Source organism: Burkholderia sp. YHN3-13, assembly GCF_055810675.1.
On record NZ_JBVVNQ010000001.1, the window covers coordinates 768,347 to 793,621 of the forward strand.

19 protein-coding genes and 1 pseudogene are annotated in these 25,275 nt (G+C 69.4%); 5 read left to right on the forward strand and 15 right to left on the reverse strand.

Annotated features, from left to right (window positions below):
- Positions 1-5 precede the first annotated feature (5 nt).
- Positions 6-1,208 carry an MFS transporter gene (locus AC0KUR_RS03430; protein WP_034188362.1) on the reverse strand — a complete coding sequence of 401 codons (1,203 nt, stop codon included), beginning with the start codon at positions 1,206-1,208 and terminating at the stop codon, positions 6-8.
- Between the two features lie 70 nt (positions 1,209-1,278).
- On the opposite strand from AC0KUR_RS03430, the gene AC0KUR_RS03435 reads away from it, so the two are divergent.
- Positions 1,279-2,328 carry an AraC family transcriptional regulator gene (locus AC0KUR_RS03435; RefSeq protein WP_049032674.1) on the forward strand — a complete coding sequence of 350 codons (1,050 nt, stop codon included), beginning with the start codon at positions 1,279-1,281 and terminating at the stop codon, positions 2,326-2,328.
- A gap of 59 nt (positions 2,329-2,387) precedes the next feature.
- Here AC0KUR_RS03435 and AC0KUR_RS03440 read toward each other — a convergent pair whose 3' ends face one another.
- Together AC0KUR_RS03440 and AC0KUR_RS03445 are read right to left on the reverse strand one after the other, a co-directional pair.
- Positions 2,388-2,558: a hypothetical protein gene (locus tag AC0KUR_RS03440; RefSeq protein WP_167361897.1), complete on the reverse strand. Its 171-nt coding sequence runs from the start codon at positions 2,556-2,558 to the stop codon at positions 2,388-2,390.
- Positions 2,559-2,627: 69 nt separating this feature from the next.
- Complete coding sequence (locus AC0KUR_RS03445) at positions 2,628-4,535, reverse strand: DUF3857 domain-containing transglutaminase family protein (RefSeq protein WP_473375366.1); 1,908 nt, start codon at positions 4,533-4,535, stop codon at positions 2,628-2,630.
- Between the two features lie 420 nt (positions 4,536-4,955).
- On the opposite strand from AC0KUR_RS03445, the gene AC0KUR_RS03450 reads away from it, so the two are divergent.
- On the forward strand, positions 4,956-5,819 hold the full coding sequence (locus tag AC0KUR_RS03450; RefSeq protein ID WP_034188365.1) for a crotonase/enoyl-CoA hydratase family protein: 864 nt from the start codon (positions 4,956-4,958) through the stop codon (positions 5,817-5,819).
- 48 nt (positions 5,820-5,867) lie between these two features.
- Here the strand turns inward: AC0KUR_RS03450 and pdeR are convergent, their stop codons facing one another.
- The 4 genes from pdeR to AC0KUR_RS03470 form a co-directional block, all read right to left on the reverse strand.
- Positions 5,868-7,871, reverse strand: a complete 2,004-nt coding sequence (gene pdeR, locus AC0KUR_RS03455) for a cyclic di-GMP phosphodiesterase (protein ID WP_034188366.1) — start codon at positions 7,869-7,871, stop codon at positions 5,868-5,870.
- 560 nt (positions 7,872-8,431) lie between these two features.
- The gene (locus AC0KUR_RS03460; RefSeq protein ID WP_175028513.1) at positions 8,432-12,076 is read right to left on the reverse strand and encodes a hydantoinase B/oxoprolinase family protein; all 3,645 of its coding nucleotides are present in this window, start codon (positions 12,074-12,076) and stop codon (positions 8,432-8,434) included.
- Positions 12,077-12,195: 119 nt separating this feature from the next.
- Positions 12,196-13,494: an MFS transporter gene (locus AC0KUR_RS03465; protein ID WP_034188368.1), complete on the reverse strand. Its 1,299-nt coding sequence runs from the start codon at positions 13,492-13,494 to the stop codon at positions 12,196-12,198.
- Between the two features lie 84 nt (positions 13,495-13,578).
- On the reverse strand, positions 13,579-14,352 hold the full coding sequence (locus AC0KUR_RS03470; RefSeq protein WP_473375367.1) for a putative hydro-lyase: 774 nt from the start codon (positions 14,350-14,352) through the stop codon (positions 13,579-13,581).
- 207 nt (positions 14,353-14,559) lie between these two features.
- Here AC0KUR_RS03470 and AC0KUR_RS03475 point away from each other — a divergent pair, with 207 nt between their 5' ends.
- Together AC0KUR_RS03475 and AC0KUR_RS03480 are read left to right on the forward strand one after the other, a co-directional pair.
- Entirely contained in the window at positions 14,560-15,492 is a 933-nt protein-coding gene (locus AC0KUR_RS03475; protein ID WP_011356169.1) for a LysR family transcriptional regulator, read from the forward strand.
- Positions 15,493-15,647: 155 nt separating this feature from the next.
- Positions 15,648-16,475 carry a hypothetical protein gene (locus tag AC0KUR_RS03480; RefSeq protein WP_473375368.1) on the forward strand — a complete coding sequence of 276 codons (828 nt, stop codon included), beginning with the start codon at positions 15,648-15,650 and terminating at the stop codon, positions 16,473-16,475.
- Positions 16,476-16,485: 10 nt separating this feature from the next.
- Here the strand turns inward: AC0KUR_RS03480 and AC0KUR_RS03485 are convergent, their stop codons facing one another.
- The 8 genes and pseudogenes from AC0KUR_RS03485 to AC0KUR_RS03520 all read right to left on the reverse strand — a co-directional run bounded on the left by AC0KUR_RS03485 (position 16,486) and on the right by AC0KUR_RS03520 (position 24,089).
- Positions 16,486-16,812: an antibiotic biosynthesis monooxygenase family protein gene (locus AC0KUR_RS03485; protein ID WP_034188371.1), complete on the reverse strand. Its 327-nt coding sequence runs from the start codon at positions 16,810-16,812 to the stop codon at positions 16,486-16,488.
- 76 nt (positions 16,813-16,888) lie between these two features.
- The gene (locus AC0KUR_RS03490) at positions 16,889-17,875 is read right to left on the reverse strand and encodes a hypothetical protein (RefSeq protein ID WP_059559709.1); all 987 of its coding nucleotides are present in this window, start codon (positions 17,873-17,875) and stop codon (positions 16,889-16,891) included.
- Complete coding sequence (locus AC0KUR_RS03495; protein ID WP_473375369.1) at positions 17,869-18,681, reverse strand: MetQ/NlpA family lipoprotein; 813 nt, start codon at positions 18,679-18,681, stop codon at positions 17,869-17,871. Before AC0KUR_RS03495 ends, AC0KUR_RS03490 begins: the two co-directional genes overlap by 7 nt.
- Positions 18,678-19,727, reverse strand: a complete 1,050-nt coding sequence (locus tag AC0KUR_RS03500; RefSeq protein WP_200087676.1) for a formylglycine-generating enzyme family protein — start codon at positions 19,725-19,727, stop codon at positions 18,678-18,680. Before AC0KUR_RS03500 ends, AC0KUR_RS03495 begins: the two co-directional genes overlap by 4 nt.
- Before the next feature lie 16 nt (positions 19,728-19,743).
- Positions 19,744-21,702 carry an arylsulfatase gene (locus AC0KUR_RS03505; protein ID WP_049031087.1) on the reverse strand — a complete coding sequence of 653 codons (1,959 nt, stop codon included), beginning with the start codon at positions 21,700-21,702 and terminating at the stop codon, positions 19,744-19,746.
- A gap of 136 nt (positions 21,703-21,838) precedes the next feature.
- Positions 21,839-22,558, reverse strand: coding sequence for an SDR family oxidoreductase (locus AC0KUR_RS03510; protein ID WP_473375370.1), 720 nt, complete (start codon positions 22,556-22,558; stop codon positions 21,839-21,841).
- Between the two features lie 116 nt (positions 22,559-22,674).
- Positions 22,675-23,088, reverse strand: a pseudogene (locus AC0KUR_RS03515) (hypothetical protein); the annotation flags it as partial.
- Positions 23,089-23,135: 47 nt separating this feature from the next.
- On the reverse strand, positions 23,136-24,089 hold the full coding sequence (locus tag AC0KUR_RS03520; RefSeq protein ID WP_473375371.1) for a LysR substrate-binding domain-containing protein: 954 nt from the start codon (positions 24,087-24,089) through the stop codon (positions 23,136-23,138).
- A gap of 127 nt (positions 24,090-24,216) precedes the next feature.
- On the opposite strand from AC0KUR_RS03520, the gene AC0KUR_RS03525 reads away from it, so the two are divergent.
- Complete coding sequence (locus AC0KUR_RS03525) at positions 24,217-25,236, forward strand: zinc-dependent alcohol dehydrogenase family protein (protein WP_034188377.1); 1,020 nt, start codon at positions 24,217-24,219, stop codon at positions 25,234-25,236.
- The last annotated feature ends 39 nt before the right edge of the window (positions 25,237-25,275 follow it).

Genomic DNA, 25,275 nt, shown 5'->3' on the forward strand with positions numbered 1-25,275 from the left:
GCCGCTCAGGACGCGACCACGCCGACGCGCTTCGGCACGCCGGTCACGATCGTCGCGACCGCGACCGCCAGCACGACGGCCGCGCCGACGAACACGCCGGCCGCGCCGTTCGCATCGAACACGACGCCGCCGACCGCCGCGCCCGTCGCGATCGCCAGCTGGATCGCCGCGACGATCAGCCCGCCCGCGCTCTCCGCTTCATCGGGCACGGTGCGCGTGACCCACGTCGACCACGCGACCGGCACGCCGCCGAACGCCATCCCCCACAACGCGACGAGCACCGCGTCGATCACCGGCGCGCGGCCGAGCACGACGAGCGCGATGCCCAGCACGACCATCAACGCGGGCATGCCGATCAGCATCGGCCGCAGCCGGTGTTCGAGCACGCGGCCGGCCAGCGACGTGCCGACGAAGTTCGCGATGCCGTAGCCGAGCAGGATCGCCGACAGCCCGTTCACGCCGACACCGGCCACCTGCTCGAGGAACGGCCGCAGGTACGTGAAGAACGCGAAATGCCCGGTGAACACGAGGATCGTCGCGAACATCCCGAGGCCGACGGTCGGCCGGCGCAGCACGTCGATCAGCGTGCGCAGCCGCGTCGTGCCGCTCGGCGGCATCGACGGCAGCGTGAGGAGCTGCGACACGAACGCGACGCCGCCGAGCACGGCCGCGATCAGGAACACGTTGCGCCAGCCGATCAGGTGGCCGAAGTAGCTGCCCATCGGCGCGGACGCGATCGTCGCGACCGCCACGCCGCTGAAGATGATCGACAGCGCGCGCGGCACCATCGACGTCGGCACGAGCCGCATCGCGGTGGCCGTCGCCATCGTCCAGAAACCGCCGAGCGCGATGCCGAGCACGACGCGGCCGATCAGCAGCATCGTCAGGTTGGGCGCGAACGCGACCGCCAGGTTCGACGCGACGAGCAATACCGAGAACACGAGCAGCACGCGCCGCCGGTCGATCGTGCGCGTCAGTGCCGAGATCAGCAGGCTCGTGACGAGCGCGACCGTCGCGGTGGCCGTGACGGCCTGCCCGGCCACGCCTTCGGTCACGCCGAGGCTGTCGGCCATCGGCGTCAGCAGGCTCGCGGGCAGGAATTCGGCCGTGACGAGCCCGAACACGCCGAGCGCCATCGCGAATACCGCGCCCCAGGCCGGTTCGCGGGGGGCCGCCGTCGAGGCGGCCGAGGAGATTCCGGGATTCATGCGTGGTTCCGTGTCGGTTAGGGAAAGTACTGATGAGGGCGTATCGTAAGGAACCACGTCAGGACGGTCTATGACATACAATCCGTGCTTATTGATCGAACGTCCGAATCTCGCTATGTCCGAGCCCCTTCTGCCCCCGATTCCCGACACGCACGACCTCGTCAGCGAGCTGCTGCTGGGGATGCGCCTGAGCGGCGTGCAGTACCGCCGCATCCAGGTCGCGCGGCCGTTCGGGCTGAACTTCGGCCATGCGCCGGGCCGCGCGCAGTTCCATTTCGTCGTGCGCGGGCCCGTGCTGCTGCGCGACGCGTCGGGCGCCACGATGCGGCTCGAGGGCGGCGACGCGATCCTGCTGCCGCATGGCGGCATGCACGCGCTGGTATCCGATCCCGATGTGCCGTGCCGCGAGATCAACGGCTTCGAGGTCGCGACGCTCTGCGATACGGTGGCGTCGGTGGCGTCGGCCGGCGTGTCGCCCGCGACCTGCGCGACGACGGAACCGGGCGCCGGCGATGCGCTGATCTTCAGCGCGTGCATGGAGCTCGATCTCGGCGGCATGCAGCCGCTGGTCGGCACGATGCCCGAGTTCATGCACGTCGGCACGCTGCTCGCGCGCTACCCGGAAATCCGCCCGATGCTCGATGCGATGGAGCGCGAAGCATGCACGGCGCGCGCGGGCTTCGCGGGCATCCTCGCGCGGCTCGCGGATGTGGTCGCGGCGTTCATCGTGCGCGGCTGGGTCGAGTGCGGCTGCGGCGACGCAACGGGCTGGGTGCAGGCGCTGCGCGAGCCGAAGCTCGGTCGCGCGATCGTCGCGCTGCATCGCGAGCCGGGCCGCAACTGGAGCGTCGCGGAACTCGCGACCGAAGCGGGCGTGTCGCGCTCGGTGTTCGCCGAGCGGTTTCTCGCGGCGACCGGGATGACGCCCGTGCGCTACCTGACCGAGTTGCGGATGCGGCTCGCCGCGCAGTGGATCGCGCGCGACCGCGAGACGATCGAAGCCGTCGCGTACCGGCTCGGCTACGGTTCGCTGGCCGCGTTCAGCCGCGCGTTCAAGCGCGTGGTGGGCAAGCCGCCGGGCGCGGTGCGCGCGGAGGGCGATCTCGGTGTCGAAGCGTAACGCCTGACGCGCGGCGCCATGCATTGGCGCCTGGCGTCACGTTGGCGTCACTTCGGCGTTCAGCCGCCGCTGCGCGCGTCGAGCCTGTCGACCAGCGCCGTCGCGCATTGCACGGCAAGCGCCGCGCACTGCTGCGCATTCACCGTTGCACCGGTCGCGATCGTGCCCTGCACGATCCGCCCCAGCAAGTCCTTCGAGAGCTCGGCGATCTCGTGATCCCGTTCCGTCATGATGTCCTCCCGCACGCTGGCCGGTTGCGGCCATTCGCCCGTGCGTAGCGAACGTCGTGCCCGCGCCGCTCAACGCGGCTTCGCCCGCACGACGATCTGCGCCTGCGTGTCGCGTTCGATGCGTTCGAGCGACCCACGCAGCGCCGCGAATTCGTCCGGCGTGCACACCTGACGACCGAAATCCGCCTTCATCCGCCGCGTGACCTGGACGATGCGCGCGGCCGCATCGAACACGTAATGCGACGTGAACGCGACGAAGCGGTCGTGCACGTCCGCATCCGTCGGCAGGTCGGTGACGACGACATCCGCCGGCAGTGCAATCTGCCCGGTCTCGTCGAACGTGCCGCCGACGCAGCCCCACGGCTGCGTACGCACGGGTTCGGCCAGCCAGTTCTCGACCTGCGTCGCGATGCCGCCCGTGAGGCTCGACAGCGCGGGCAACGCGGTCGTGCCGTCGGGCCACACGAAATGATCGAGCGTGCCGGTGACCGTCACGTCGAACGGCCCCTCGGTCACGCGCCGGTCGCCGGTCGACAGTTGCGCGCGGCCGCGCAGGCCGCTTTGCCTCAGACGCTCGGTCGCCAGCGCGTCGATGCGATCGTGCGGCGCCCGGCGAAACAGGTTCCGCTCGAGTTCGGCCGTCCAGCCGCTGTCCTCGACGTATGCATTGAAACGCGCGGCGCCCGGTTGCGCGGCGTCGATCCCGACCCGCGCGATGCGGCCGCGCGGCTGCGTGGCCGGCGTGCGCGACAGCACACCGGTGTCGACGAGCAGCGCGGGACGATCCATCACGATCGGCGGCAGGTAGCCGAACGCGATGCCGGCCGTCGTCGTGTCCGCATAGAGCGCGAGGTCGGGCAGCCACGTGATCGCATGATTGATCGCGCCGCCGCCGTAACCGGGTACCGACGGCAGCGTGTAGACGGCGCCGAGATTGATCAGCACCGGCTCGCTGCGAATGCCGACCGCCGCGAGCAGCGCGCCGAACAGCGCGACATGATCCTTGCAGTCGCCGTAGCGGTTGCGCAGGATGTCCGTCACGCGATGCGGCGCGGCGGCCGTTTCGCCGAGAAACAGCCCGACGTAGCGCACGTTCGCCTGCACCCAGTCGTACAGGATGCGCGCCTTGTCGCGCGGATCGGCGGCCTCCGCGGTGAGCGCGCGCGCCAGTTGCACAACGGCCGGATCGCCCGCGCTCGGGTCGACGGCCGCGTTGCGGTAGCGGGCGGCGAAGGCCGCGTAGTCGGGCAGCGTCGACACGACGAGCCGGTCGCCGTAGGTCGGGTAGCCGACCGCGCCGCTCTCGATGCGGTCGTACGGGCCGTGCCGGTAATCGAATTCATAACGCGTGCGGCCGTTCGCCGTGACCGGCGGCAGCGCGACGTAGCCGCGCGCGTCCGCATGCAGCGGCATGTCGGCCGGCACGTCGAAGATCAGCCGCTGGCTGTCGACGGGCTCGCGCGACGGCTCGACGTAATAGCCGAAGTAGCCGGGATTGACCGGTTTCGTGCGCGTCTTGCGGAACGCCACGCGCGTGCTCGATCCGGCTTCGACGCCGGGGAACACGACGGTGCGCAACAACCCGTCCTGGAACGTCGGCGCGCCGGCCGAGCGCGGCTCCTGCACGTCGCGGATGCCGTCCGCGCCGACCGGATGCGCGACGCCGTCGCGATCGATCGTCTCGGCCGCGAGCAGATCGACCTGCTCGAGATGCTTGTCGAACCACACGTAGCGCTGCGCGACCGCGTCGATGCCGTTCGCATTGTTCGCGCGCAGTATCGAATCGTCGTGCTCGTCGAGCGAGCCGTCGTGCTGGATCACGAATTCGTGGACGTCGCTGACGAGCGTGACGGGGGCTTCGTCTTCCGCGCCGGACGACTCGCGCGAGTCGTGCGTGCCGGCCGCGGCGATTCCCGCGCCGAGCGCAACGGCGCAGGCGAACAGACAGCCGGCCCATCGGGAAGCAAAACGTGCCACGTCGCGACTCTCCGCGCGTTCGTTACCGGGCGTCAGGACTGCGCGCCCACGCGACAGGTCGTACCCGCATGACACGCGCATGACGGACCACCCGCCCGATGGCCGTCGTGCGATCCAGTGTGGGTGACGTGCCGGCGAGCGTCAAGCCGTGCGGCCCATCGCCGTCTCCCGACTTTCCGCGCGTATCGGCGCCGTCCGGCACGCCGGCCGTCGCCTCCCGATCCCGATCCGTTCGCCCGCCCTATCCGTCCGAACGCCATCGATGCCCGCGTCCCGGTCGTGCGTTGTTCCCCGCAGTTCGTCTTTTGTGCGCGCGCAACAATGGCGATGCCTCGCGCCCGGCGCCCGGCGGGCAACCCGATTCCCCGCGTGGCGCCGGGCGCGATGGTCTTCAAGAACCACATCTCACGAGGACATACCATGCAACTCCAATCCCATCCGGCGTGCCGCCCGTTTTACGAAGCCGGCGAACTGTCGCAACTGACCGCCTTCTACGAAGAAGGCCGTAACGTCATGTGGATGATGCTGCGATCGGAGCCGCGGCCGTGCTTCAACCAACAACTCGTTACCGACATCATCCATCTCGCGCGCGTCGCACGCGACTCGGGCCTCACGTTCGACTTCTGGGTGACGGGCTCGCTCGTCCCCGAGCTGTTCAACGTCGGCGGCGACCTGAGCTTCTTCGTCGACGCGATCCGCAGCGGCCGGCGTGACCAGCTGATGGCCTACGCGCGCTCGTGCATCGACGGCGTGTACGAGATCTACACGGGCTTCGGCACCGGCGCGATCTCGATCGCGATGGTCGAGGGCAGCGCGCTCGGCGGCGGCTTCGAGGCCGCGCTCGCGCACCACTACGTGCTCGCGCAGAAGGGTGTGAAGCTCGGGTTTCCCGAGATCGCGTTCAACCTGTTCCCGGGCATGGGCGGCTATTCGCTCGTCGCGCGCAAGGCGAACCGCGGCCTCGCGGAATCGCTGATCGCGACCGGCGAGGCGCATGCGGCCGAGTGGTACGAGGATCGCGGGCTGATCGACCAGACGTTCGACGCCGGCGACGCGTATCTCGCGACGCGCACCTTCATCGACGTGACGAAACCGAAGCTGAACGGCGTGCGCGCGATGCTGCGCGCCCGCGAGCGCGTGTTCCAGCTGTCGCGCTCGGAGCTGATGGACATCACGGAAGCGTGGGTGCATGCGGCGTTCACGATCGAGCCGAAGGACCTCGCGTACATGGAACGCCTGGTGATGCTGCAGAACCGCCGCGTGTCGAAGCTGCGCACGGTGTAATGGAACCGGCGCCGCCGGTACGCGGCGGCGCCTGGGCGGGCACGAGGCTCAGGCGATCAGCCTGAGCTTCCGCGTCTCCGCGAGCCACGCCTCGAACGCCTGCGCCGGCATCGGCCGCGCGTAGTAGTAGCCCTGCGCGTGATCGACGTCGAGCTGCTTGAGGAAATCGGCTTCCGCATGCGTTTCGACGCCTTCGGCGATCACCGCGAAATTCAGCGCCTTCGCGAGCGACACGACCGAGCGCACCAGTGCCTGCGAGCGCGGGTTGCGGTCGATGCCCGTGATGAAGGTGCGATCAAGCTTGATCGCATCGAGCGGCAGGCGCGACAGCTGCGACAGCGACGAATAGCCGGTGCCGAAATCGTCGAGATGGATCTCCGCGCCGAGCTGGCGGAACTGCCGCATCAGCCCGATCGCGGAATCCTCGTCCTCGATGAAGCAGCTTTCGGTCAGCTCGATGTCGAGCAGGCCGGGCTTCAGCCCCGCGCCGTCGAGAATCGACGCGAACTGGTGCACGATGTTCATGTCCTGCAACTGCCGCGCGGACACGTTCACCGCGATCCGGATGCCGAGCCCCTTCGCCTTCCATGCGGCGGCCTGTGCGGCCGCGGTGCGCATCACCCAGCGCCCGAGCGGCGCGATCAGCCCCGACTCCTCCGCGAAACGAATGAACTCGATCGGCGCGACGAGCCCGCGATCGGGCGACTGCCAGCGGATCAGCGCCTCGACGCCGTGCACGTCGCCCGTCGCGATATCGACGACCGGCTGGTAATGCAGCACGAACTGCTCTTCCTCGAGCGCCTTGCGCAGGTTCGTGTCGAGCCACATGTACTTCGCGACCTTCTGGTTCATCTCCAGCGAGAACACGCGGTACGTGTGCTTGCCTTCCTCCTTCGCGACGTACATCGCGGTGTCGGCGCTGCGGATCAGCGTCTCGAGCGAATCGCCATGCTGCGGATGCATCGCGATGCCGATCGAGCAGCTCGTGTAGACCTCCATCAGCCCGAGGTGGATCGGCGTGCGCAGCCGTTCGAGGATGATCTGCGCGGTCGCCTCGAGCAGCGGCCGCGTGCCGTGCTCGAACAGCACGAGGAACTCGTCGCCGCCGAGCCGGGCGAGCGTCGCGCCGGACGGCAGGCAGCCGCTGATGATCGACGACACGTCCTGCAGCAGGCGGTCGCCGGTGATGTGACCGTAGTGATCGTTGACGCGCTTGAAGTTGTCGAGGTCGAGGAACAGGATCCCGACCTGGCCGCGCGTGTCGGGGCTCTCCGCGTCGATCGCCGCACGGATCCGCTCGCTGATCGCATGGCGGTTCGGCAGCCCGGTGAGCACATCGGTGTTCGCCAGCTCGGTGAGCCGCTGCTGCGCGTTGCGCTCCTCGGTGATGTCGATGCCCGAGCAGATCAGGAACTGCTCGTCGATGCCGCTGCCGCTCTGCACGAACTTGTTGCGGAACTGGAACAGGCGCGGCCCGTTGACCGTGTTGATGTAGCGCTCGACCGCGTACGACTGGTTGCTCGCGAAAAAGCCGGTGATGTTGGTGCGCGACTGCGCGCCCTGCTCGGGGCTCATGAACAGCTCGAACGCGCTGCGGCCGATCACGTCGACCTCGCGCTTGCCCGTCACTTCCTCGCACAGCCGGTTGAAGCGCTGCACCATCCCGTTGCGATCGAGGATCACGACGAGCGAATTGACTTCGGACACGACCTGCTCGGCGAAGGCGAGCCCGTGCGACAGATCGTCGGCGACGGATGCGGTATCGGAATAGGCGGACGCCGTGCCGGCCCAGTCGGTCGTGTTGACCTTCCTGCCGACCAGATGGAGGCTGACCGGATTGCCGAACAGCGCGATGTCGAGCACGAGATGCGACGTGACGCCGGTCAGCGCGCGCACGCGCGCGGCCTGCTCGACCGTCAGCGCAACCGCCACGTTGGTCAGGCCGCGCACGGCGGCCAGCTCGAGCGCGTTGCTGTCGCTGCCGAGACGCCAGCAGGGGCTGCGCGTACCGACATGCGCCTCGAGCACCGCGCTATCGTTTTCGTCATCCATGGACACGCCCCGATCCAGAAAAAAACGCACAGTGTAGACGGAGGCGAGCGGGCCGACCGCCCTGCCCGGGCCGCGCCGAGCGCGTTCCGGCAGGTCAGCCGTGATTGCCGTGACAGCGGGCCTCGTCCCGTACTTGTTTCCAGCTACTGCGACCGGCGTTCGCGCGTGACGCGCGCAGGTTTTGCCAAACGAATGATGAGAGCCATCTTATCAAATGACGATGAGGATTGGGACTCACATTTAGAGCAGAGTGTCAAGGAATCGGGACTCGATTGGCAAGCCGGATTTTTCATGATTTGCGGCCGGCGAAAGACCCGGTGCGGCACGGCGAAACGGCGTGGCGGAATCGGCTGAATGCCTTGCTGGTCATGGGTTTGCGGTCGACGCGGAGCGATCGCGGCATCGCACAGGCGGCACCGCTCAGACAGGGTCGGATCGCATGCCGGCGCACCGGATTTCGGCCATTTTTGATTCCGTTTGTGCGTGAATTCGTTGTTTTATTCCACAGTCCGTTGCAATGATTTCAGCCCGGCGCGGCCGCCCGCGCCGGGTCGCACGAATCAGCCCGCCGCGCCGTACCCGCCGCCGCCCGGCGTTTCGACCACGAATACGTCGCCCGGCGCCATCTGCGCGCGGCCGATATGGTCGAGCGCCTCGACCGTGCCGTCCGCCCGCTCGATCGTATTGCGGCCGAGCGCGCCGGCTTCGCCGCCCGCCGCACCGAACGGCGCGTGGATCCGGTTGTTCGACAGGATCGACGCGGTCATCGGCTCGAGGAAGCGGATCCGCCGCACCGCGCCGTCGCCGCCGCGCCAGCGGCCGCCGCCGCCCGACCCGGCGCGGATCCGGTGCGAGTCGAGCCGCACCGGGTAGCGCCATTCGAGCACCTCCGGATCGGTCAGCCGCGAGTTCGTCATGTGCGTCTGCACCGCGCCGACGCCCGCGAAACCGTTGCCTGCACCGCTGCCGCCCGCGATCGTCTCGTAGTACTGGTAGCGATCGTTGCCGAATGTGAAGTTATTCATCGTTCCCTGGCTCGACGCGACGCAGCCGAGTGCGCCGTACAGCGCGTTGGTGATCGCCGACGACGTCTCGACGTTGCCCGACACGACAGCCGCCGGATACTCGGGGTTCAGCATCGAGCGGGCCGGCACGATCACCGTCAGCGGCTTCAGGCAGCCGGCGTTCAACGGGATGTCGTCGCCGACCAGCGTGCGGAACACGTACAGCACGGCGGCCATGCAGACGGCCTTCGGCGCGTTGAAATTGTTGTCGAGCTGCGCGGACGTGCCGGTGAAATCGATCTCGGCGCGCCGCGCCGCGCGGTCGACGCGGATCGCGACGCGAATCTCCGCGCCGTTGTCGAGCGGATAGCGGTACGCGCCGTCCTGCAACGCGCCGATCACGCGCCGCACCGCTTCTTCCGCGTTGTCCTGCACGTGCCCCATGAACGCGAGCACGACGTCGCGGCCGAACTGCGCGACCATCCGGCGCAATTCGTCGACGCCCTTCTGGTTCGCGGCGATCTGCGCACGCAGGTCGGCCATGTTCTGCTCGACGTTGCGCGCCGGGTACCGGCCCGATGCGAGCAGCGCGCGCGTGTCCGCATCGCGCAGCACGCCGGCCGACACGAGCTGCCAGTTGTCGATCAGCACGCCCTCCTCGTCGATGTGCGTCGAATCGGGCGGCATCGAGCCGGGCGTCGTGCCGCCGATGTCCGCGTGGTGGCCGCGCGAGCCGACGTAGAACAGCGGCGCGTCCGAGCCGTCGGCGAATACCGGCGTGATGACCGTCACGTCCGGCAGGTGCGTGCCGCCGTGATACGGGTCGTTCAGCATGTAGACGTCGCCGTCGCGCATCCGGCCGCGGTTGCGCTCGATCACCGTGCGGATGCTCTCGCCCATCGAGCCGAGGTGCACGGGCATGTGCGGCGCGTTCGCGATCAGGTTGCCGTCGCCGTCGAAGATCGCGCACGAGAAGTCGAGCCGCTCCTTGATGTTGACCGAGTACGCGGTGTTCTGCAGCCGCAGCCCCATCTGCTCGGCGATCGACATGAACAGGTTGTTGAAGATCTCGAGCCGCACCGGATCGGCGTCGGTGCCGAGCGAGCGGCGCGTCGGCAGCGGCGTCGTGCGCGTCAACACGAGGTTGCCCTGCGTGGTCATCTCGGCGCGCCAGCCGGGTTCGACGACGGTCGTGCCGTTCTGCTCCGCGACGATCGCCGGGCCGTCGATCGCGTCGCCGGCCAGCAGCGTGTCGCGCACGTAGAGCGCCGCGTCGTGCCACTGGCCGCCGGAATGGAAGCGCACCGCGGAATCGGCCCGCGGCGCGGTGCCGTCGCCCGCCCCGCGCGGCGCGAGCGGCGCGATGTCGACCGGCGCGTCCGAGCGGCCGATCGCCTCGACCGACGCCAGTTCGGCGACGAGCGGCGTGCCGGGCATCAGGAACGCGTAGCGCTGCCGGTACGCGGCCTCGAACGCCTGCTGCATCGCGTCGACGCTGCCGGCCGGCACGTCGAGCGCCGAATCGGTGCCCTGGTAGCGCAGGTGCACGCGCCGCTCGGTCGCGATCCGCTCCGGCGCGACGCCCTGTTCGAGCAGCGCGCCGACGGCCTCGTCGGCCAGCCGGTCGAGCGCCGCGTTCAACGCGGGCAGCGATGCGTCGGACAGCACGGCCTCGACCGCGCGCTCGCGCATCGCGGTCTGGTCGGCCAGGCCCATCCCGTACGCGGACAGCACGCCCGCGAGCGGATGCGCGAACACCTGCGTCATCCCGAGCGCGTCGGCCACGCCGCACGCGTGCTGGCCGCCCGCGCCGCCGAACGTCGTCAGCACGTAGCGCGACACGTCGTGGCCGCGCTGCACCGAGATCTTCTTGATCGCGTTCGCCATGCTGCCGATCGCGATCTCCAGGAAGCCTTCGGCCAGCGCCTCGGGCGTCTCGCGCCGCCCCGTCGCCGCATGGATCTCGTCGGCGAGCGCCGCGAATTTCGCGACCACGCCGTCGCGGTCGAGCGGTTCGTCCGCGTGCGGGCCGAACACGCGCGGGAAGTAATCGGGCTGGATCTTGCCGAGCATCACGTTGCAGTCGGTGACCGTCAGCGGGCCGCCGCGCCGGTACGCGGCCGGCCCCGGGTTCGCGCCTGCCGATTCGGGCCCGACGCGCAGCCGCGCGCCGTCGAAGCCGAGCACCGACCCGCCGCCGGCCGCGACCGTATGGATGCTCATCATCGGCGCGCGCATCCGCACGCCGGCCACCTGCGTCTCGAACTCGCGCTCGAACTCGCCGTTGTAGTGCGACACGTCGGTCGACGTGCCGCCCATGTCGAAGCCGATCACCTGGCCGAAGCCGGCCGCGCGCGCCGCGCGCACCATCCCGACGATGCCGCCGGCCGGCCCCGACAGGATCGCGTCCTTGCCCTGGAACGCGTCGGCGCGCGTCAGGCCGCCGCTGCTCTGCATGAACTGCAGGTTCACGCCCGGCATCTCGTGCGCGACCTGCTCGACGTAGCGGCGCAGGATCGGCGACAGGTACGCGTCGACGACGGTCGTGTCGCCGCGCGACACCATCTTCATCAGCGGCGACACCTCGTGCGACACCGACACCTGCGTGAAGCCGATGCGGCGCGCCAGCTCGGCCAGCGCGCGCTCGTGCGCGGTGTAGCGGTAGCCGTGGATCAGCACGATCGCGAGCGCCCGCACGCCGCTGTCGAACACGCGGCGCAGCGACGCTTCGGCACCCTGAACGTCGAGCGGCACGACGACGTCGCCACGCGCGCCGACGCGCTCGTCGATCTCGACGACGGTCTCGTACAGCGCGTCCGGCAGCACGATGTCGAGATCGAACAGGCGCGGCCGGTTCTGATAGGCAATGCGCAGCACGTCGCGAAAGCCCTGCGTCGTCGCGAGCGCGGTACGTTCGCCCTTGCGTTCGAGCAGCGCGTTGGTCGCGACCGTCGTGCCCATCTTCACCATGTCGACGCGCGCGGGCGTGATCGGCTCGCCGGCCGCGAGGCCGAGCAGGTGGCGGATGCCGGCCACGGCCGCGTCGCGGTACTGCTCGGGGTTCTCCGACAGCAGCTTGTGCGTGACGAGCGTGCCGTCGGGCCGGCGCGCGACGATGTCGGTGAAGGTGCCGCCGCGGTCGATCCAGAATTGCCAGCGCGCGGCGTCGGAGGGAACGGAGGAAAGGTGTCGGTCAGTCATGATGTCGGGTCGAGGCGTCGTTGAATCGAGGGACGAGCGCCGCCGCACGGCGCGCGTCGCACGCCGTGTCACGGTCTCGATGAAAGGGGAAGCAGGACGAAGGGCGGGCCGCCGGCCGCTTACGCGGCGTCGAGTTCGCGGCCGCGGGTCTCGGGCAGCGTCAGCGCGGCGACGATCACCACGCCGTACGCGGCGACCGCGAAGATGCCGATGCTCGTGCCGAGCCCGTACTGCTTCGACAGCGCACCGATCAGGAACGGGAACAGCGCACCGATCGCGCGGCCCACGTTGTAGCAGAAGCCCTGGCCGGAACCGCGCACGCGGGTCGGGAACAGCTCGGTGAGGAACGCGCCCATCCCCGAGAAGATGCCCGATGCGAAGAAGCCGAGCGGGAAGCCGAGCCACAGCATCGACGCGTTGGTCAGGTTCAGCGACGTGTACGCGAATGCGATCACCATCGAGCCGACCGCGAACAGGATGAAGTTCGGCTTGCGGCCGAGGCGGTCGGTCAGGTACGCGCTCGTCAGGTAGCCGACCCACGAACCGAAGATGATCATCGCGAGATAGCCGCCGGTGCCCATCACCGTGAGGTGACGCTCGGTCTTCAGGAAGGTCGGCAGCCACGTCGTGATCGCGTAGTAGCCGCCCTGCGCGCCGGTCGTCAGCAGCGCCGCGCGCAGCGTCGTCGTGATCAGCTTCGGCGCGAAGATCTCGGTCAGGCGCGGCGCGTCGGCCACCTGTGCCTGCGCGGCCTTCTCCTTCTCGTAGACGTCCGGCTCCTTCACGTAGCGGCGGATCGCGACGACCAGCAGCGCGGGCGCGAGCCCGACGAGGAACAGCGCGCGCCACGCCTGCTCGGCCGGCAGCACCGAGAACAGCAGCGCATACAGCAGCGCGCACAGCCCCCAGCCGATCGCCCAGCCCGACTGCACGAGCCCGACGGCCTTGCCGCGGTCGCGCGCGCGGATCACTTCGCCGATCAGCACCGCGCCGGCCGTCCATTCGCCGCCGAAGCCGAAGCCCATCAGCGCACGCGCCGCGAGCAGCTGGTGGTAGTTCTGCGCGAGCCCGCACAGCGCGGTGAACACCGCGAACCACAGCACCGTGAGCTGCAGCGTGCGCACGCGTCCGATCCGGTCGGACAGGATGCCGGCGATCCAGCCGCCCGCCGCCGACGCGAGCAGCGTGACCGTGCCGATGAAGCCGGCGTCCGCGAGCGAGATGCCCCACGTCGCGACGAGCGTCGGAATCACGAACGACAGCATCTGCGTATCCATCCCGTCGAGCATGTAGCCGACCTTGCAGCTCCAGAATGCGCGGCGCTCGCGCGACTGTGCGTCCGCGTACCACGAGAACAGGCCGCTGCGCGCTCGGCTCGCGGGCTCCGCGGCGGGTGCCGCGAGGGTCTTGCTTTCCATGGTGGTGCTCCTGTCGTTATGCGCGTTCGAATGGCGATTGGGCGTGCGGGGTATCGGGCTTGGGCCGTCCATCGGCCCCTGAATTCAGAAAACGGCCAGCGATGCGTTCGTGATGTCGGTCATCAGCATGTGGCCGGGCGTATGCGCGATCGCGATCGGCAGCTTCGCGTCCATCAGCGCGGTTTGCGGCGTCACGCCGCATGCCCAGAACACCGGCAGTTCGTCGTCGCGGATCGTCACCGCGTCGCCGAATTCGGGGGCGTCCAGATCGGCGATGCCGAGCGCACGCGGGTGGCCGATATGGATCGGCGCGCCGTGCACGCCCGGGAACCGGCTCGTGATCTGCACCGCGCGGATCGCGTCGGCGCCGCGCATCGGCCGCATCGACACGACCAGCTGGCCACCGAAGATGCCCGCGCGGCGGTTCGCGATCGACGTGCGGTACATCGGCACGTTGCGCCCCTCCTCGACGTGACGCAGGCCGATGCCCTCGCGGGCGAGCATGTCCTCGAACGAGAACGAGCAGCCGATCGCGAACACGACGAAATCGTCGCGCCACAGCGCTTCCAGCGACTCGACGCGCTCGGTCAGGCGGCCGTCGCGGTAGACGTTGTAGCTCGGCACGTCGGTGCGGATGTCGAGATCCTCGCCGAGCGCGTCGAACCGGAACGCGCCCGGTTCGCCGACGCCGAGCAGCGGGCAGGCTTTCGGATTCGCCTGACAAAAGCGCAGGAAATCGTGCGCGTACGCGTCGGGCAGGATCGCGAGGTTCGCTTGCGCGAACGGGCCGCAATGGCCGGCGGTCGGGCCGCGGAATGCGCCGCTGCGCACGGACTGGCGGAATTCGGAAGGCGTCATGAGGTTCTGTCGCGAATCGGGTTGTCGTCGGGATGACGGTGATGTGTCATCGGTTACGGCGAAGAATAGAAAGGAAAAAAATTGACCGCCAACGAGTTTTTTTGCACTTCTTGTATAGAATTTCTTAACGCACCCTCGGGTTTCCCCCCGGTCCCGTTCACTTTTCCTCAGCGGCAAGCTGCGCATCGCCCCTTCGCCCGATCCGCCATGAACACGCGTTTTCTCGAAACCTTCGTCACGCTCGCGAAGCTGCGCAACTTCCGCACGACGGCGGCCGCGCTGCATGCGACGCCGGCCGCGATCTCGCAGCGCCTGAAGGCGCTCGAGGACGAACTGCAGACGGTACTCGTCGATCGCGACAGTCGCGAATTCCGGCTCACGCCGAACGGCGAGTACCTGCTCGGCTATGCGAAGGCCGTGGTCGAGGCCACGCAGGAACTGCAGGCGGCCGCCTCGGGCGAGAGCGCGCTGCGCGGCAAGCTGCGGCTCGGCGTGATCGAGACCGTCGTGCACAGCTGGCTGCCGCACTACATGCGGCGGCTCGCGGCCGACTACCCGCAGCTGGAGATCGACCTGACCGTCGACGTGAGCGTCGTGCTGCAGCGCCGGCTGATGGCCGGCGAGCTCGACCTGATCATCCGCGTGGAGGGCAGCGACGAGGCGTCGGTCGTGTGCGACGCGCTCGCGAACTACCCGGTGCGCTGGATCGCCCGCGCGGGGCTGCTGCCGAACACGCGCACGGGCCTCGCGCGGCAGGTGCTGCGCCAGCCGATCCTCACGTACGGGCGCGGCACCGCGCCCCATCGCGCGCTGGAGGACATCGTGCGCACGCTCGCGCATGCGCACGGCGTGCCGCTGTCGGACACGCGCATCACCGGCTCGCCGTCGATCTCGGTGATCGTGCAGCTGGTGCGCGACGGTTTCGGCGTCGCCGCGATTCCGGTGCTGTTCGTCGACGCGCTGATCGAGAGCGGCGAAGTGGTCGAGCTGCCGCTGCAGCCGTCGCCGCCGTCGATCGTCGTGTCGATGTCGCGACGCGCGGACGCACCGCGATTCGTGCACGGCGCGTCGATCGCCGCGCGGGCCGCGTGTCACGAGTACTGCGAGAAGAGCAAGCGGTTGCTGGTCGAAGCGCTGTGACGTTGCAGCGGCCGATGACGCGCGTTCGACATCGCCGCGGGAATCGCCCACAATCGCCTTCGGCGCGTCCGCACCATCGCGCCCTCCATCGAGAATGACGGCACGGCCGGCCGGCATTCATCGCTTCGCATGCTCCTGCACGACCAGAGGGCAACATGCCGATCCGCTCCGCCTCCACCCGCCTGAATCTCGCGCGCGCCGTGATCGTCGCGCTGTACGTCGCGTCGCTGCTGCTGCCCGTCGCGGCCGAACCGCCGAATGCCGCGGGCGCGGTGAGCTGGTGGCACGGGTACACGGTGCTCGCGCTCGGCGGGCTCGCGATCCTCGACCTGCAGTTCGCGTGGCTCGGCAATCCGCTGCTGATCGCCGCGCTGATCAGGCCGAACCGCACCGTGTCCGCGCTGCTCGCCGTGGTCGTGGTATTTGCGATCGGGTGGCACACGATCCCGACCGACGCGAACTACGAAAAGATCACCACGTTCGGTGCCGGGTACTACCTGTGGATCGTGGCGATGGCGGGCGGCGCCGCGCTGCCGTGGATCGACGGGCGCCAGCGGAAGGACGGCGCGGCGGCCATGGCGGCGGTCGCCGCCGCGCCGTCACCGGCCGGCCCGCCCGGCCGGAAAACGGGCTGGACCGTCACGGCGGCCGGCACGCGCATCGAAGCGACCGACCAGACCGGTGCAACGCGCGGGATCGCGCTGTCCGACCTCGGTGCGGTCGTGATCGAAACCAACGACCAGGGCCCGTTCGTGTCGGACGTCTGGTGGCTCCTGTTCGATACGCGCAAGCAGTTCGCGTGCGGATTTCCGCAGGATGCCGAAGGCGCGAAGGCGGCGGTCGACCGGCTGCTCGACCTGCCCGGCATCGATCACCGCAAGGTCGTCGACGCGCAGACGTCAATCCAGAACGCGACGTTCCCGATCTGGGAACGCACGGCGGGCGACCCGGCCACGCCGGGTGAAACCGGAGCGACCGCCTGAGCGGCGACGCTTACGCCGGTTGCCCCGCGTGCGGCTGCGTCAGCTTGCCGTCACCGTACTCGCGGAGCACCTTCGAAATCACGACGCGATAGCCGTCGAGCCAGCGAGCCTGCTTCGCTTTGGCTTCGAGGTGCGCGGGATGCTGCATCAACTGCTGCAGCGCCGCCTCCGATTCCCAGTAGTAGACGTTCTGGATCAACCCCGCTTCGGCGTTCTCCCACGTTTCCTCGCCGACATAGCCGGGCGTCGCGCGCGCCATGTCGGCGATCTGCCGGTCGAGCCGGTGGAATTCGTCGTCGTATCGCCCGGCACGGAAAATGAAGGTCGACGCGTACATGCACGCTCCATCGAGAACGGTTGAAAGAGCGCCAAGTGTACGGCACGCACGGCGTGCCGCGATCGTCATGCGGCGCTTACGCGGCGAGCGGGCCGGCGGTGAGCCGGTCGTCGAGCCATGCATCGATGCGCGGCGCGTCGTCACGCGTTCCGGCAGCAGGCGAAGGCATCGCGGCCAGCGCGTGTCGTGCGCGTTCAAGCGCCTGCGCGAAACCGCGCAACTCTTGCGTCGCGGGCCGGTCGTCGGCACGCCGGCGGACGAGCGCCGCCTCGATGTTGGCACCGATCAATGCAAGCTGCGCGTCGATGAAGTCGGTGCACAGCGCGCGGCAATGCGCGGAAACCGCTGCGACGGCCAGCAGCACGGGCACGATCGACACGGTCAGGTAGCCGCCCGGCGCGAGCCGCGACAGCGCATGACGCACGTCCTGCCCGCCATCGCTCAACGCGGCGAACACGGCGTCGCGCCACACCGCGCGCTCGAACGCGAGCGCATCGCGATGTGCGTCGAGCGCCGCGCGATCCGCGACCTGCCCGGCCGTCACCAGCGGAATCGGGAATGCAGCGTCGACGGATGCCTGCGCGGCGCCCGCCTCGACGATGCAGTTCGCGCCCAGCCATGCCGCGTCGTCCCGCCGCGCGGCGAGCACGCGCGACTGCAACCGGTCCGGCAGCATCGGATCGAGCGGCACCGCGCTGCAGATCGACGGCTTGCTCGCCTGCACGCTGCAACGGCCGTCGTCGGCCAGCGCCGCGCAACGGCCGAGCGACGGATAGTCGTAGCCCTGCAGCGTGACCGCGATCCATTCGCCGTTCACGCCGCCGATGCGATGGAACAGCCGGTCGGCCAGCGCATCGGACGCCGCGACATCATCCGCATCGAGCACGTGCTCGCGCCCGCCCGCACGCCAGCGCTCGCCGATCCGCCGCTTCGGCACGCGACGGATCGTCAGCGCGCCGACGAAGCGATGACGATGCCGGAGCAGTTCGCGCAACGACAGCGCCGGCGCGCTGTTGCAGCAGCGTCCGCATGCGTGGCAGGCAAGCGAATAGGTCTCTACCACGGCCGCCGCACCGAATCCTGGTAGCGCGTGAGGATGAAGCGCGCGACGTCGTCCGAGTGATACGCGGCGACGAGCTGCGCGACCCACGGTTTCGCGCGATCGGCGTCGCGCACCGTCAACACGTTCGCATACGGCGAGCGGGCGTCCTCGAGGCTGATGCTGTCGCGCGCGGGTTGCAGCCCGGCGCGGGCGGCGTCCTCGCTGTCGATCGCGACGAACGCGGCCGTATCGAGCGCCGCATACAGACGGTCGCGGCGCAGCGCGACGAGTTTCAGCCCGAGCCGGTTGCCGGTCACGTCGCGCAGCGTCGCGTGCAGGCCGGCCTGTTCGCGCAACGTCACCAGCGTGTCGTTCTGCAGCAGCACGAGCGCGCGTGCCATCCCGCGCCGATCGGCGGGCAGCGCGACCGTCGCACCCGGTCGCAGTTCGTTCAGGCTTTTCAGCTTGCGCGAATAGAACGCCATCGGCAGCGTGACGGTCGGCGCGACTTCGGTCAGCGCGTAGCGCTTGCGCGCACGCGTCGCCGCGAGCTGCTGCGCATCCTCGAAGCTGGCCGCGTCGATCCGGCCGTCGGCAAGCGCCGCGTCGATGCGCGACGCATCGTCGAATTCGACGACGTCGACACCCAGCCCGCGCGCGGCGGCAACCCGCTTCACTTCGTCCAGGATCTGCGCATGCACGCCGCGCGTGACGCCGACGCGTACCTCCGACGCAGCGGTGTCGGCCGCCACTGCCGATCCCTGATGCGCGACACCCCACGCGGCCAGCAGCCATACGGCCACGCAGCGCACGAAACCCTTCGTCATGACGCGTCCCTCAGGATCGTGCGAAAGCCGATATGCGACGCCCCGAGATCGGCTTCCTGCTGTTCGCGCGACGACGCGCGATAACGCACGCAGTAATCGCGCGAGCACAGGAACGAGCCGCCCTTGATGACCATCGGCGTATCGTGCCGGCGCGTCGGCGGGGCGACGGCCGCCGTGTCGCCGTTCGTATGCGACTGGTGCGGGCCCGTGTACGCGTCCTTCGTCCATTCCCATGCGTTGCCGATCATGTCGTAGAGCCGGAACCCGTTCGCCGCGTAGCAGCCGACGGGCGCGAGCCCCGCATGCCCGTCCTCGGCCGTGTCGAGCACCGGAAACGCGCCCTGCCAGTAATTCGCGGCCGGCTTGCCCCGCGCGTCGCGCGGCGCCGCATCGAGCGATGCGTCGTCGCGGCCGGCCTTGCCCGCGTATTCCCATTCCGCTTCGGTCGGCAAGTCGCGGCCGAGCCAGCGCGCATACGCGAGCGCGTCGCGCTGCGTGACGAGCGTGACGGGCAGGTTGCCGCGCCCGTCCACGTCGCTGCCGGGCCCGCGCGGATGGCGCCACGACGCGCCCTTCACCCACGACCACCACGCAAGGTCGCGCGCATTCATCTCGTCGCGCGTCGGCACATGAAACACCGCCGCGCCGCCCTGCTGCTCGGCTTCGGTCACGTAACCGGTCGCCTGCACGAACGCGGCGAACTGCGCGATCGTCACGTCGGTCTGGTCGATCCAGAAGCCGCCGACGCGCGTGCGGCCGTCGCCGACCGGACGCTCGTCCGCATAGCCGCGCGTGCTGCCGAACACGAACGCGCCGCCGCGCAGGTGCACCATCCCGGCCTGCGGATCGTCGCGCCACTTCGCCGGCAGCCCCGAATAGCGTTCGCACTGGTGTTCCGAACCGAGCGGCGCAAGCACGCGGCCGCGATTCAGGTCGTCGAACGCGCCGCCTGCCGGCGCCGCCGAATTCGCATAGCCCACCGCGAACGCGGCGGCGAACAGCGTGGCGGCAAGCGCCGCGCCGGTCGTCCAGAAGCGGAACCGCATCGTGTCGTCCCCGCGATCAGTAGTAGCCGCGCGGACGCAGCGGCTCGACGCCGCCGACGTTGCTCATGTAGGTCTTCCACTGGTCGACGAGCGTGCTGATCACCGACGGGTTCTGCGCGGACACGTCGGTCGTCTCGCCGCGATCCGACGCGAGGTCGTACAGCTGCCAGTGACCGTCGAGCGGCCCGAGCGGCGGCTCGGTCCACAGCGCCTTCCAGCGGCCGTCGGCGCTGCGCAGGTACGCGCGGCCGTATGCTTCGTCGCCGAACGGCGCGGTGTGCACCTCGCCCGTCGCCGAGCCCGTGAGCACCGGCAGCAGCGACTGGCCCGTGACCGGGTACACGTAGCGGTTGTTGTAGATCACCTTGCCCTTGTTCTGGTCGACGCCCGTCAGCGTGTTGACGAGCGGCGGCGCCGGCTGCGACGGCGGCGTGACGCCCGCGATCGCGAGGAACGTCGCCGTGTTGTCGGTCACGTGCGTGAACGCGCGCAGCGTCGGCAGTTGCTGCGACTGGCCCGGCAGGCGCACGATCGTCGGCGTCGACACGCCGCCTTCGGCCGAATAGCCCTTCGTGAGCCGGTACGGCGCCGCGCTCACTTCGGCCCAGCGCAGCCCGTACTGCAGGCGCTGTGCGTTCTGCTTGCCGTTGTCGGTGCCGAGCGCCGAATAGACCGGCTCCTGCGCGTTCGCGGTGTCGGTCGCCGTCGGGTCCGCGCCGCTGTCGATCGGCCAGCCTTCCGCGCCGTTGTCCGACTGGAACATGATGAACGTGTTGTCGTATTCGCCGATGTCCTTCAGGTGCTGGATCAGCAGGCCGATGTTGTAGTCGAGGTTCTCGACCATCCCCGCGTAGATCTCCATGTAGCGCGCCTGCGCCTTGCGCTCGGCCGGCGACAGGCTCGACCACAGCTTGTCGACCTTGCCGGGGCCGTAATCGCTGTAGCCGTCCGCGGCGGAATGCACGGCACTGATGTACTTCGCGTTCGCGGTGCCGTTGTTCGCGGTCGCGGGCGACGCGGCCGTCGTTTCGGGCAGGCCGTCGAACGGCTTGAAGTCGGCGGGAATCAGGCCGAGCGCCTTCTGCCGCGCGATCCGCGCGTTGCGGATCGCGTCGTAGCCGGCGTCGTACACGCCCGCATACTTGTGCAGCCACGGTTCGGGCACCTGCAGCGGCCAGTGCGGCGAGGTGTAGGCCGCATACGCGAAGAACGGCTTGCCGTCACGCTGGTTCGAATCGATGTACGAGATCAGCTTCTGCGTATAGAAGTCGGTCGAATAGAACACGGCCGGGCTGCCGCCCGTACCGCCCGGCTGCCCGGGCTGGCCCGGCTGCACGTAACGGCCGTCTTCCGTGTAGTTCGACGAGCCGGCCGGCTCGTGCGCGAAGTGGTTCGTCGCCGCGCCGCCGAGCAGCACGTAGCTGCGCTCGAAGCCCCACTGGTCAGGCGTCTGCCCGCTGCCCGTCGCGCTGCCGACGATCCCCGAGCCGATGTGCCACTTGCCCGCGATATACGTGTGATAGCCGGCGTCCTTCAGCAGTTGCGCGAACGACAGCGCGCGGTCGTTCAGGTAGCCCTCGTAGCCGGGCAAGCCGCGCCGCTCGTCGGTCGGCACACCCATCGTGCCTTCGCCGACGAGATGGTGATCGGTGCCGGACACCAGCATCGCGCGCGTGATCGCGCAGACGGTGCCCGTGTGGTGATTCGACAGGATGCGGCCCGATGCGACGAGCGCGTCGAGGTTCGGCGTGTTGATCTCGCCGCCGAATGCATGGATGTCGGAATAGCCGAGGTCGTCGGCCATGATGTACAGGATGTTCGGGCGTTTCGCGGCCTGCGGCGGCGTCGTGTTGGCCTGCGGCGGCGGCGAATTGCTGTCGACGCCGCCGCACGAGGCGAGCGACACCGCGCCGGCAATCGCGGCACAGACGACACGGAAACGGAAAGCATGCAACGGCGACGCGGACTTTTTCATTATTGTTGACGCTCGATCTACGGGATCGGCGATCTTAGCCGCGCGCGCGCGGCGGCCAAAGTCGGATTCGTCACATGCTAACGGGATGCAGGAATATGCGATGCGCGCCGCCCGGCACGTATCGCGCCGCCCTGCTTCAGCTGCGCCCGCCGAGGCTGCCGCCGCCGTCCACCGACAGCACCTGCCCCGTGACGAAGCCGGCTTCGTCGGACAGGAAGAATGCGACCGCCGCCGCGACGTCGTCGGCCGTGCCGAGCCGGCGCGCGGGAATCGTCGCGAGCACCTTGCGCTCGCCTTCGCTGCCGACCGGCCGCGTCTGGCGGAACAGTTCGGTCTCGATCGGGCCCGGCGCCACGGCGTTGACGGTCACGCCATGCTCGGCCAGTTCCAGCGCCCAGGTGCGCGTGCAGCCGACCAGCGCATTCTTCGCAGCGGAATACGCGGTGCGATCGAGGCTGCCGAAAATCGCGCGGCTGCAGATGTTGACGATGCGCCCGTAGCCGCGCGCCTTCATCGCGTCGGCAAAGTGCTGCGTGACCTGGATCGCCGCCCGGACGTTGAGATCGAACACGGTCTGCAGCGACTGGAAGTCGATCTGGCCGAGCGGTTGCGGCAATACGATGCCCGCGTTGTTGACGATGCCGTCGACGTCGTGACGCTCGCCGATCCGCGCGAGCGTCACGGCCGTCTGCTCGATGTCGGCCAGATCGCACGCCAGCAGTTCGCCGGGGAAGTCGATGCCCTGCGCATGTCGCGCAAGGCCGATGACGCGATGCCCGCGTCGAGCGAGCGTGGCGCTGATCGCGAGACCGATGCCGCGCGATGCGCCAGTGACGAGGAAAGTGCGGGAGGACATGGGCGAGCCTTTGACGAGGAGTGGGGAAACGGCGCGACGCGCCCGTCGTCACGAGGCGCGCGCGTGCTCGGCCCGATTGTGCCGCAGCGAAGAGAAACGCGTACGGTCGTCACCCGCTACTCGTCGACGCCACGCACCCGCGCGTCGCTCAACCCGCCCGCCCCGCCGCTGCGGGGCAGCGCACGCCGCGACGTGATCCGCCGTGCAAGCACGCCGCCCGCCGGCAACGCGACCGCGACGAGCAGCAGCGCGAAATCGTACGAATGCGTGACGTCCTTGATCCGCCCCATCACTGGCGGCAGCGCGAGCCCCGCGAGTTTCGCGACCGCATTGATCAGCGCGATCGATGCGGCGGCCGCGAGGCCCGACGCGTATTCGGTCGTCACGGCCCAGTTGAAACCGACCGCGAAGCCCGACTGTCCGGACGCACGCTTCACGAGCAGCGGCAGGAACAGCGTGCGGCCGATCGTACCCCGCGCCCATACGTTGCCGTCGCCGAACGCGCGCCGTAGCGCGACGCAGTGCGACAGGTCGTAGGCGCTGATCACTCGCCGCGTCAACCGAACGTACCGTGCCGCTACGAAGCATGAGCGCCGCGCTGCGGCACGCGCTCGCCATCGGCATCATCGGACGCCAGCATGCCCGGAATCTCGTCCATCAGCGCGTCGACGACCACCCGCACCTTCGACGGCACGTGGCGCGATGCCGGCCGCACCGCGTACACCTCGGCACCCGACACGCTGTCGCTGTCCATCACGAGCGCGAGACGGCCGTCACGGACATACGGCGCCATCAGCCAGCACGGCAACCACGCGAGGCCCGCCCCGGCGGCGGCGGCATCGGCGATCGCCAGCAGGTCGTCCAACCTCAGGCGGCCGGCCGGACAATGATCGTGCACGGCGCCGTCCGCGCCGATGACCCGCCACGGCGTCGGCTGCCCGCCGCGCGAATACGCGATGCCGACGTGCGACGCCAGTTCGTCGAGCCCCGACGGCCGCCCGTGCCGGCCGAGATACGCGGGCGATGCGCAAATGCCCATGCGCTGCACGCCCAGCTTCCGGCCGACGAGCGCGCTCGTGTCGGCCAGCGCGCCGATGCGCACCGCGATGTCGAAACCGTCGTTCACGAGGTCGGCCACGCGATCGCTGAACGACATGTCGATTTCGAGCCGCGCATGACGCTCGACGAGGCGCCGCACGACGGGCGCCACGCATTGCCGGCCGAACAGCACGGGCACGCTGATCCGCACGCGCCCGGCCGGCTCGCGGCGGCCCGCGTCGAGCGCGGCTTCCGTCTCGCCGAGTTCGGCCAGCAGCCGCCGGCACTGCTCGTAATAGACGAGCCCTTCGTCGGTCAACCCGATCTGGCGGGTCGTGCGCTGCAGGAGCCGCGCGCCGAGACGCTGTTCGAGCCGCGCGACGATCTTCGCGACGGCCGAGCGCGTCATGCCCAGGCGCAGCGCCGCCGCCGCGAAGCTGCCCGACTCCACGACGTCGACGAATTCGGCAACGCCCCTCAACCGCTCATCCATGCAAGTCCGCTCCGGTGGAATGGCTGATTTGTGTCCGCACTGGCGACAATCATTGGAAAAATTCTCACCAATGCGTCCCCCAGCGCAACACTATGATAGTCCGGACTATCTCTGAACAGGAGCGAACATGCATGCATGGCAAATCAAACCGGGCGACGGCATTGCCGGACTCCGGCGCATCGACGCGACGCAGCACCCGGTCGGGCCGACCGACGTCGTCGTGAAGATCCACTCGGCCTCGCTGAACTATCGCGACCTGATGTTCGCGCGCGGCGACTATCTCGGCATCGGCACGGAAGCACTGATCCCGGTCGCGGACGGCGCCGGCGAAGTCGTCGAAATCGGCCGCGACGTCACGCGGTTCAAGCCGGGCGATCGCGTGATCAACACGTATTTCCCGCGCTGGATCGACGGGCCGGTCACGCCGCAGAAAGTCTCCGGATCGGCCGGTTCCCATTTCGACGGCGTGCTCGCCGAACGCTTCGTGTCCGACGAAGCCGCGCTGGTCGCCATCCCGCCTCATCTCGACTACGACGAAGCCGCGACGCTGTCGTGCGCGGGCATCACCGCGTGGAACGCCTTGTTCGTCGACGGCGGACTGGCGCCGGGCGCGACCGTCGCGCTGCTCGGCACGGGCGGCGTGTCGATCATCGCGCTGCAGCTCGCGCATGCGGCCGGGCTGCGCACGATCGTGACCTCGTCGAGCGACGCGAAACTCGAACGCGCCCGCGCACTCGGTGCGGACGCAACGATCAACTATCGCGCCACGCCCGAGTGGCAACACGAGGTGCTGCGGCTCACCGACGGCGCGGGCGCGGATCTGGTCGTCGAAGTCGGCGGCCGCGATACGCTGCCGCGCTCGGTGGCGGCGGCGAAGATGGGCGGCATCGTGTCGGTGATCGGCGGCCTCAGCAGCTTCGGCGGGCCCGAACTCGGGCTGCTGTCGCTGATCGGCGGCGTCCGGCGACTGCACGGGTTCATGGTCGGCAGCCGCGCGATGCTCGACGACGTCGTGCGGCTCGTCGATGCGAAGCGCATCAAGCCGGTGGTCGATCGCGTGTTCGGCTTCGACGAAGCGCCGCAGGCGTATGCGTACCTGCAGTCGGGGCAGCATTTCGGGAAAGTCGTGATCCGCGTCGCGTCGTAAGCAACGCAGGCGGCGGGCGGCCGCCTGCGTTCCCGCCCG

What these genes read in the sequence shown, in the direction of transcription:
- AC0KUR_RS03430 (WP_034188362.1), bottom strand. Translation starts at nt 1,208, where the DNA reads ATGAATCCCGGAATCTCCTCGGCCGCCTCGACGGCGGCCCCCCGCGAA.
- AC0KUR_RS03435 (WP_049032674.1), top strand. Translation starts at nt 1,279, where the DNA reads ATGACATACAATCCGTGCTTATTGATCGAACGTCCGAATCTCGCTATG.
- AC0KUR_RS03440 (WP_167361897.1), bottom strand. Translation starts at nt 2,558, where the DNA reads ATGACGGAACGGGATCACGAGATCGCCGAGCTCTCGAAGGACTTGCTG.
- AC0KUR_RS03450 (WP_034188365.1), top strand. Translation starts at nt 4,956, where the DNA reads ATGCAACTCCAATCCCATCCGGCGTGCCGCCCGTTTTACGAAGCCGGC.
- pdeR (WP_034188366.1), bottom strand. Translation starts at nt 7,871, where the DNA reads ATGGATGACGAAAACGATAGCGCGGTGCTCGAGGCGCATGTCGGTACG.
- AC0KUR_RS03460 (WP_175028513.1), bottom strand. Translation starts at nt 12,076, where the DNA reads ATGACTGACCGACACCTTTCCTCCGTTCCCTCCGACGCCGCGCGCTGG.
- AC0KUR_RS03465 (WP_034188368.1), bottom strand. Translation starts at nt 13,494, where the DNA reads ATGGAAAGCAAGACCCTCGCGGCACCCGCCGCGGAGCCCGCGAGCCGA.
- AC0KUR_RS03470 (WP_473375367.1), bottom strand. Translation starts at nt 14,352, where the DNA reads ATGACGCCTTCCGAATTCCGCCAGTCCGTGCGCAGCGGCGCATTCCGC.
- AC0KUR_RS03475 (WP_011356169.1), top strand. Translation starts at nt 14,560, where the DNA reads ATGAACACGCGTTTTCTCGAAACCTTCGTCACGCTCGCGAAGCTGCGC.
- AC0KUR_RS03480 (WP_473375368.1), top strand. Translation starts at nt 15,648, where the DNA reads ATGCCGATCCGCTCCGCCTCCACCCGCCTGAATCTCGCGCGCGCCGTG.
- AC0KUR_RS03485 (WP_034188371.1), bottom strand. Translation starts at nt 16,812, where the DNA reads ATGTACGCGTCGACCTTCATTTTCCGTGCCGGGCGATACGACGACGAA.
- AC0KUR_RS03495 (WP_473375369.1), bottom strand. Translation starts at nt 18,681, where the DNA reads ATGACGAAGGGTTTCGTGCGCTGCGTGGCCGTATGGCTGCTGGCCGCG.
- AC0KUR_RS03500 (WP_200087676.1), bottom strand. Translation starts at nt 19,727, where the DNA reads ATGCGGTTCCGCTTCTGGACGACCGGCGCGGCGCTTGCCGCCACGCTG.
- AC0KUR_RS03505 (WP_049031087.1), bottom strand. Translation starts at nt 21,702, where the DNA reads ATGAAAAAGTCCGCGTCGCCGTTGCATGCTTTCCGTTTCCGTGTCGTC.
- AC0KUR_RS03510 (WP_473375370.1), bottom strand. Translation starts at nt 22,558, where the DNA reads ATGTCCTCCCGCACTTTCCTCGTCACTGGCGCATCGCGCGGCATCGGT.
- AC0KUR_RS03520 (WP_473375371.1), bottom strand. Translation starts at nt 24,089, where the DNA reads ATGGATGAGCGGTTGAGGGGCGTTGCCGAATTCGTCGACGTCGTGGAG.
- AC0KUR_RS03525 (WP_034188377.1), top strand. Translation starts at nt 24,217, where the DNA reads ATGCATGCATGGCAAATCAAACCGGGCGACGGCATTGCCGGACTCCGG.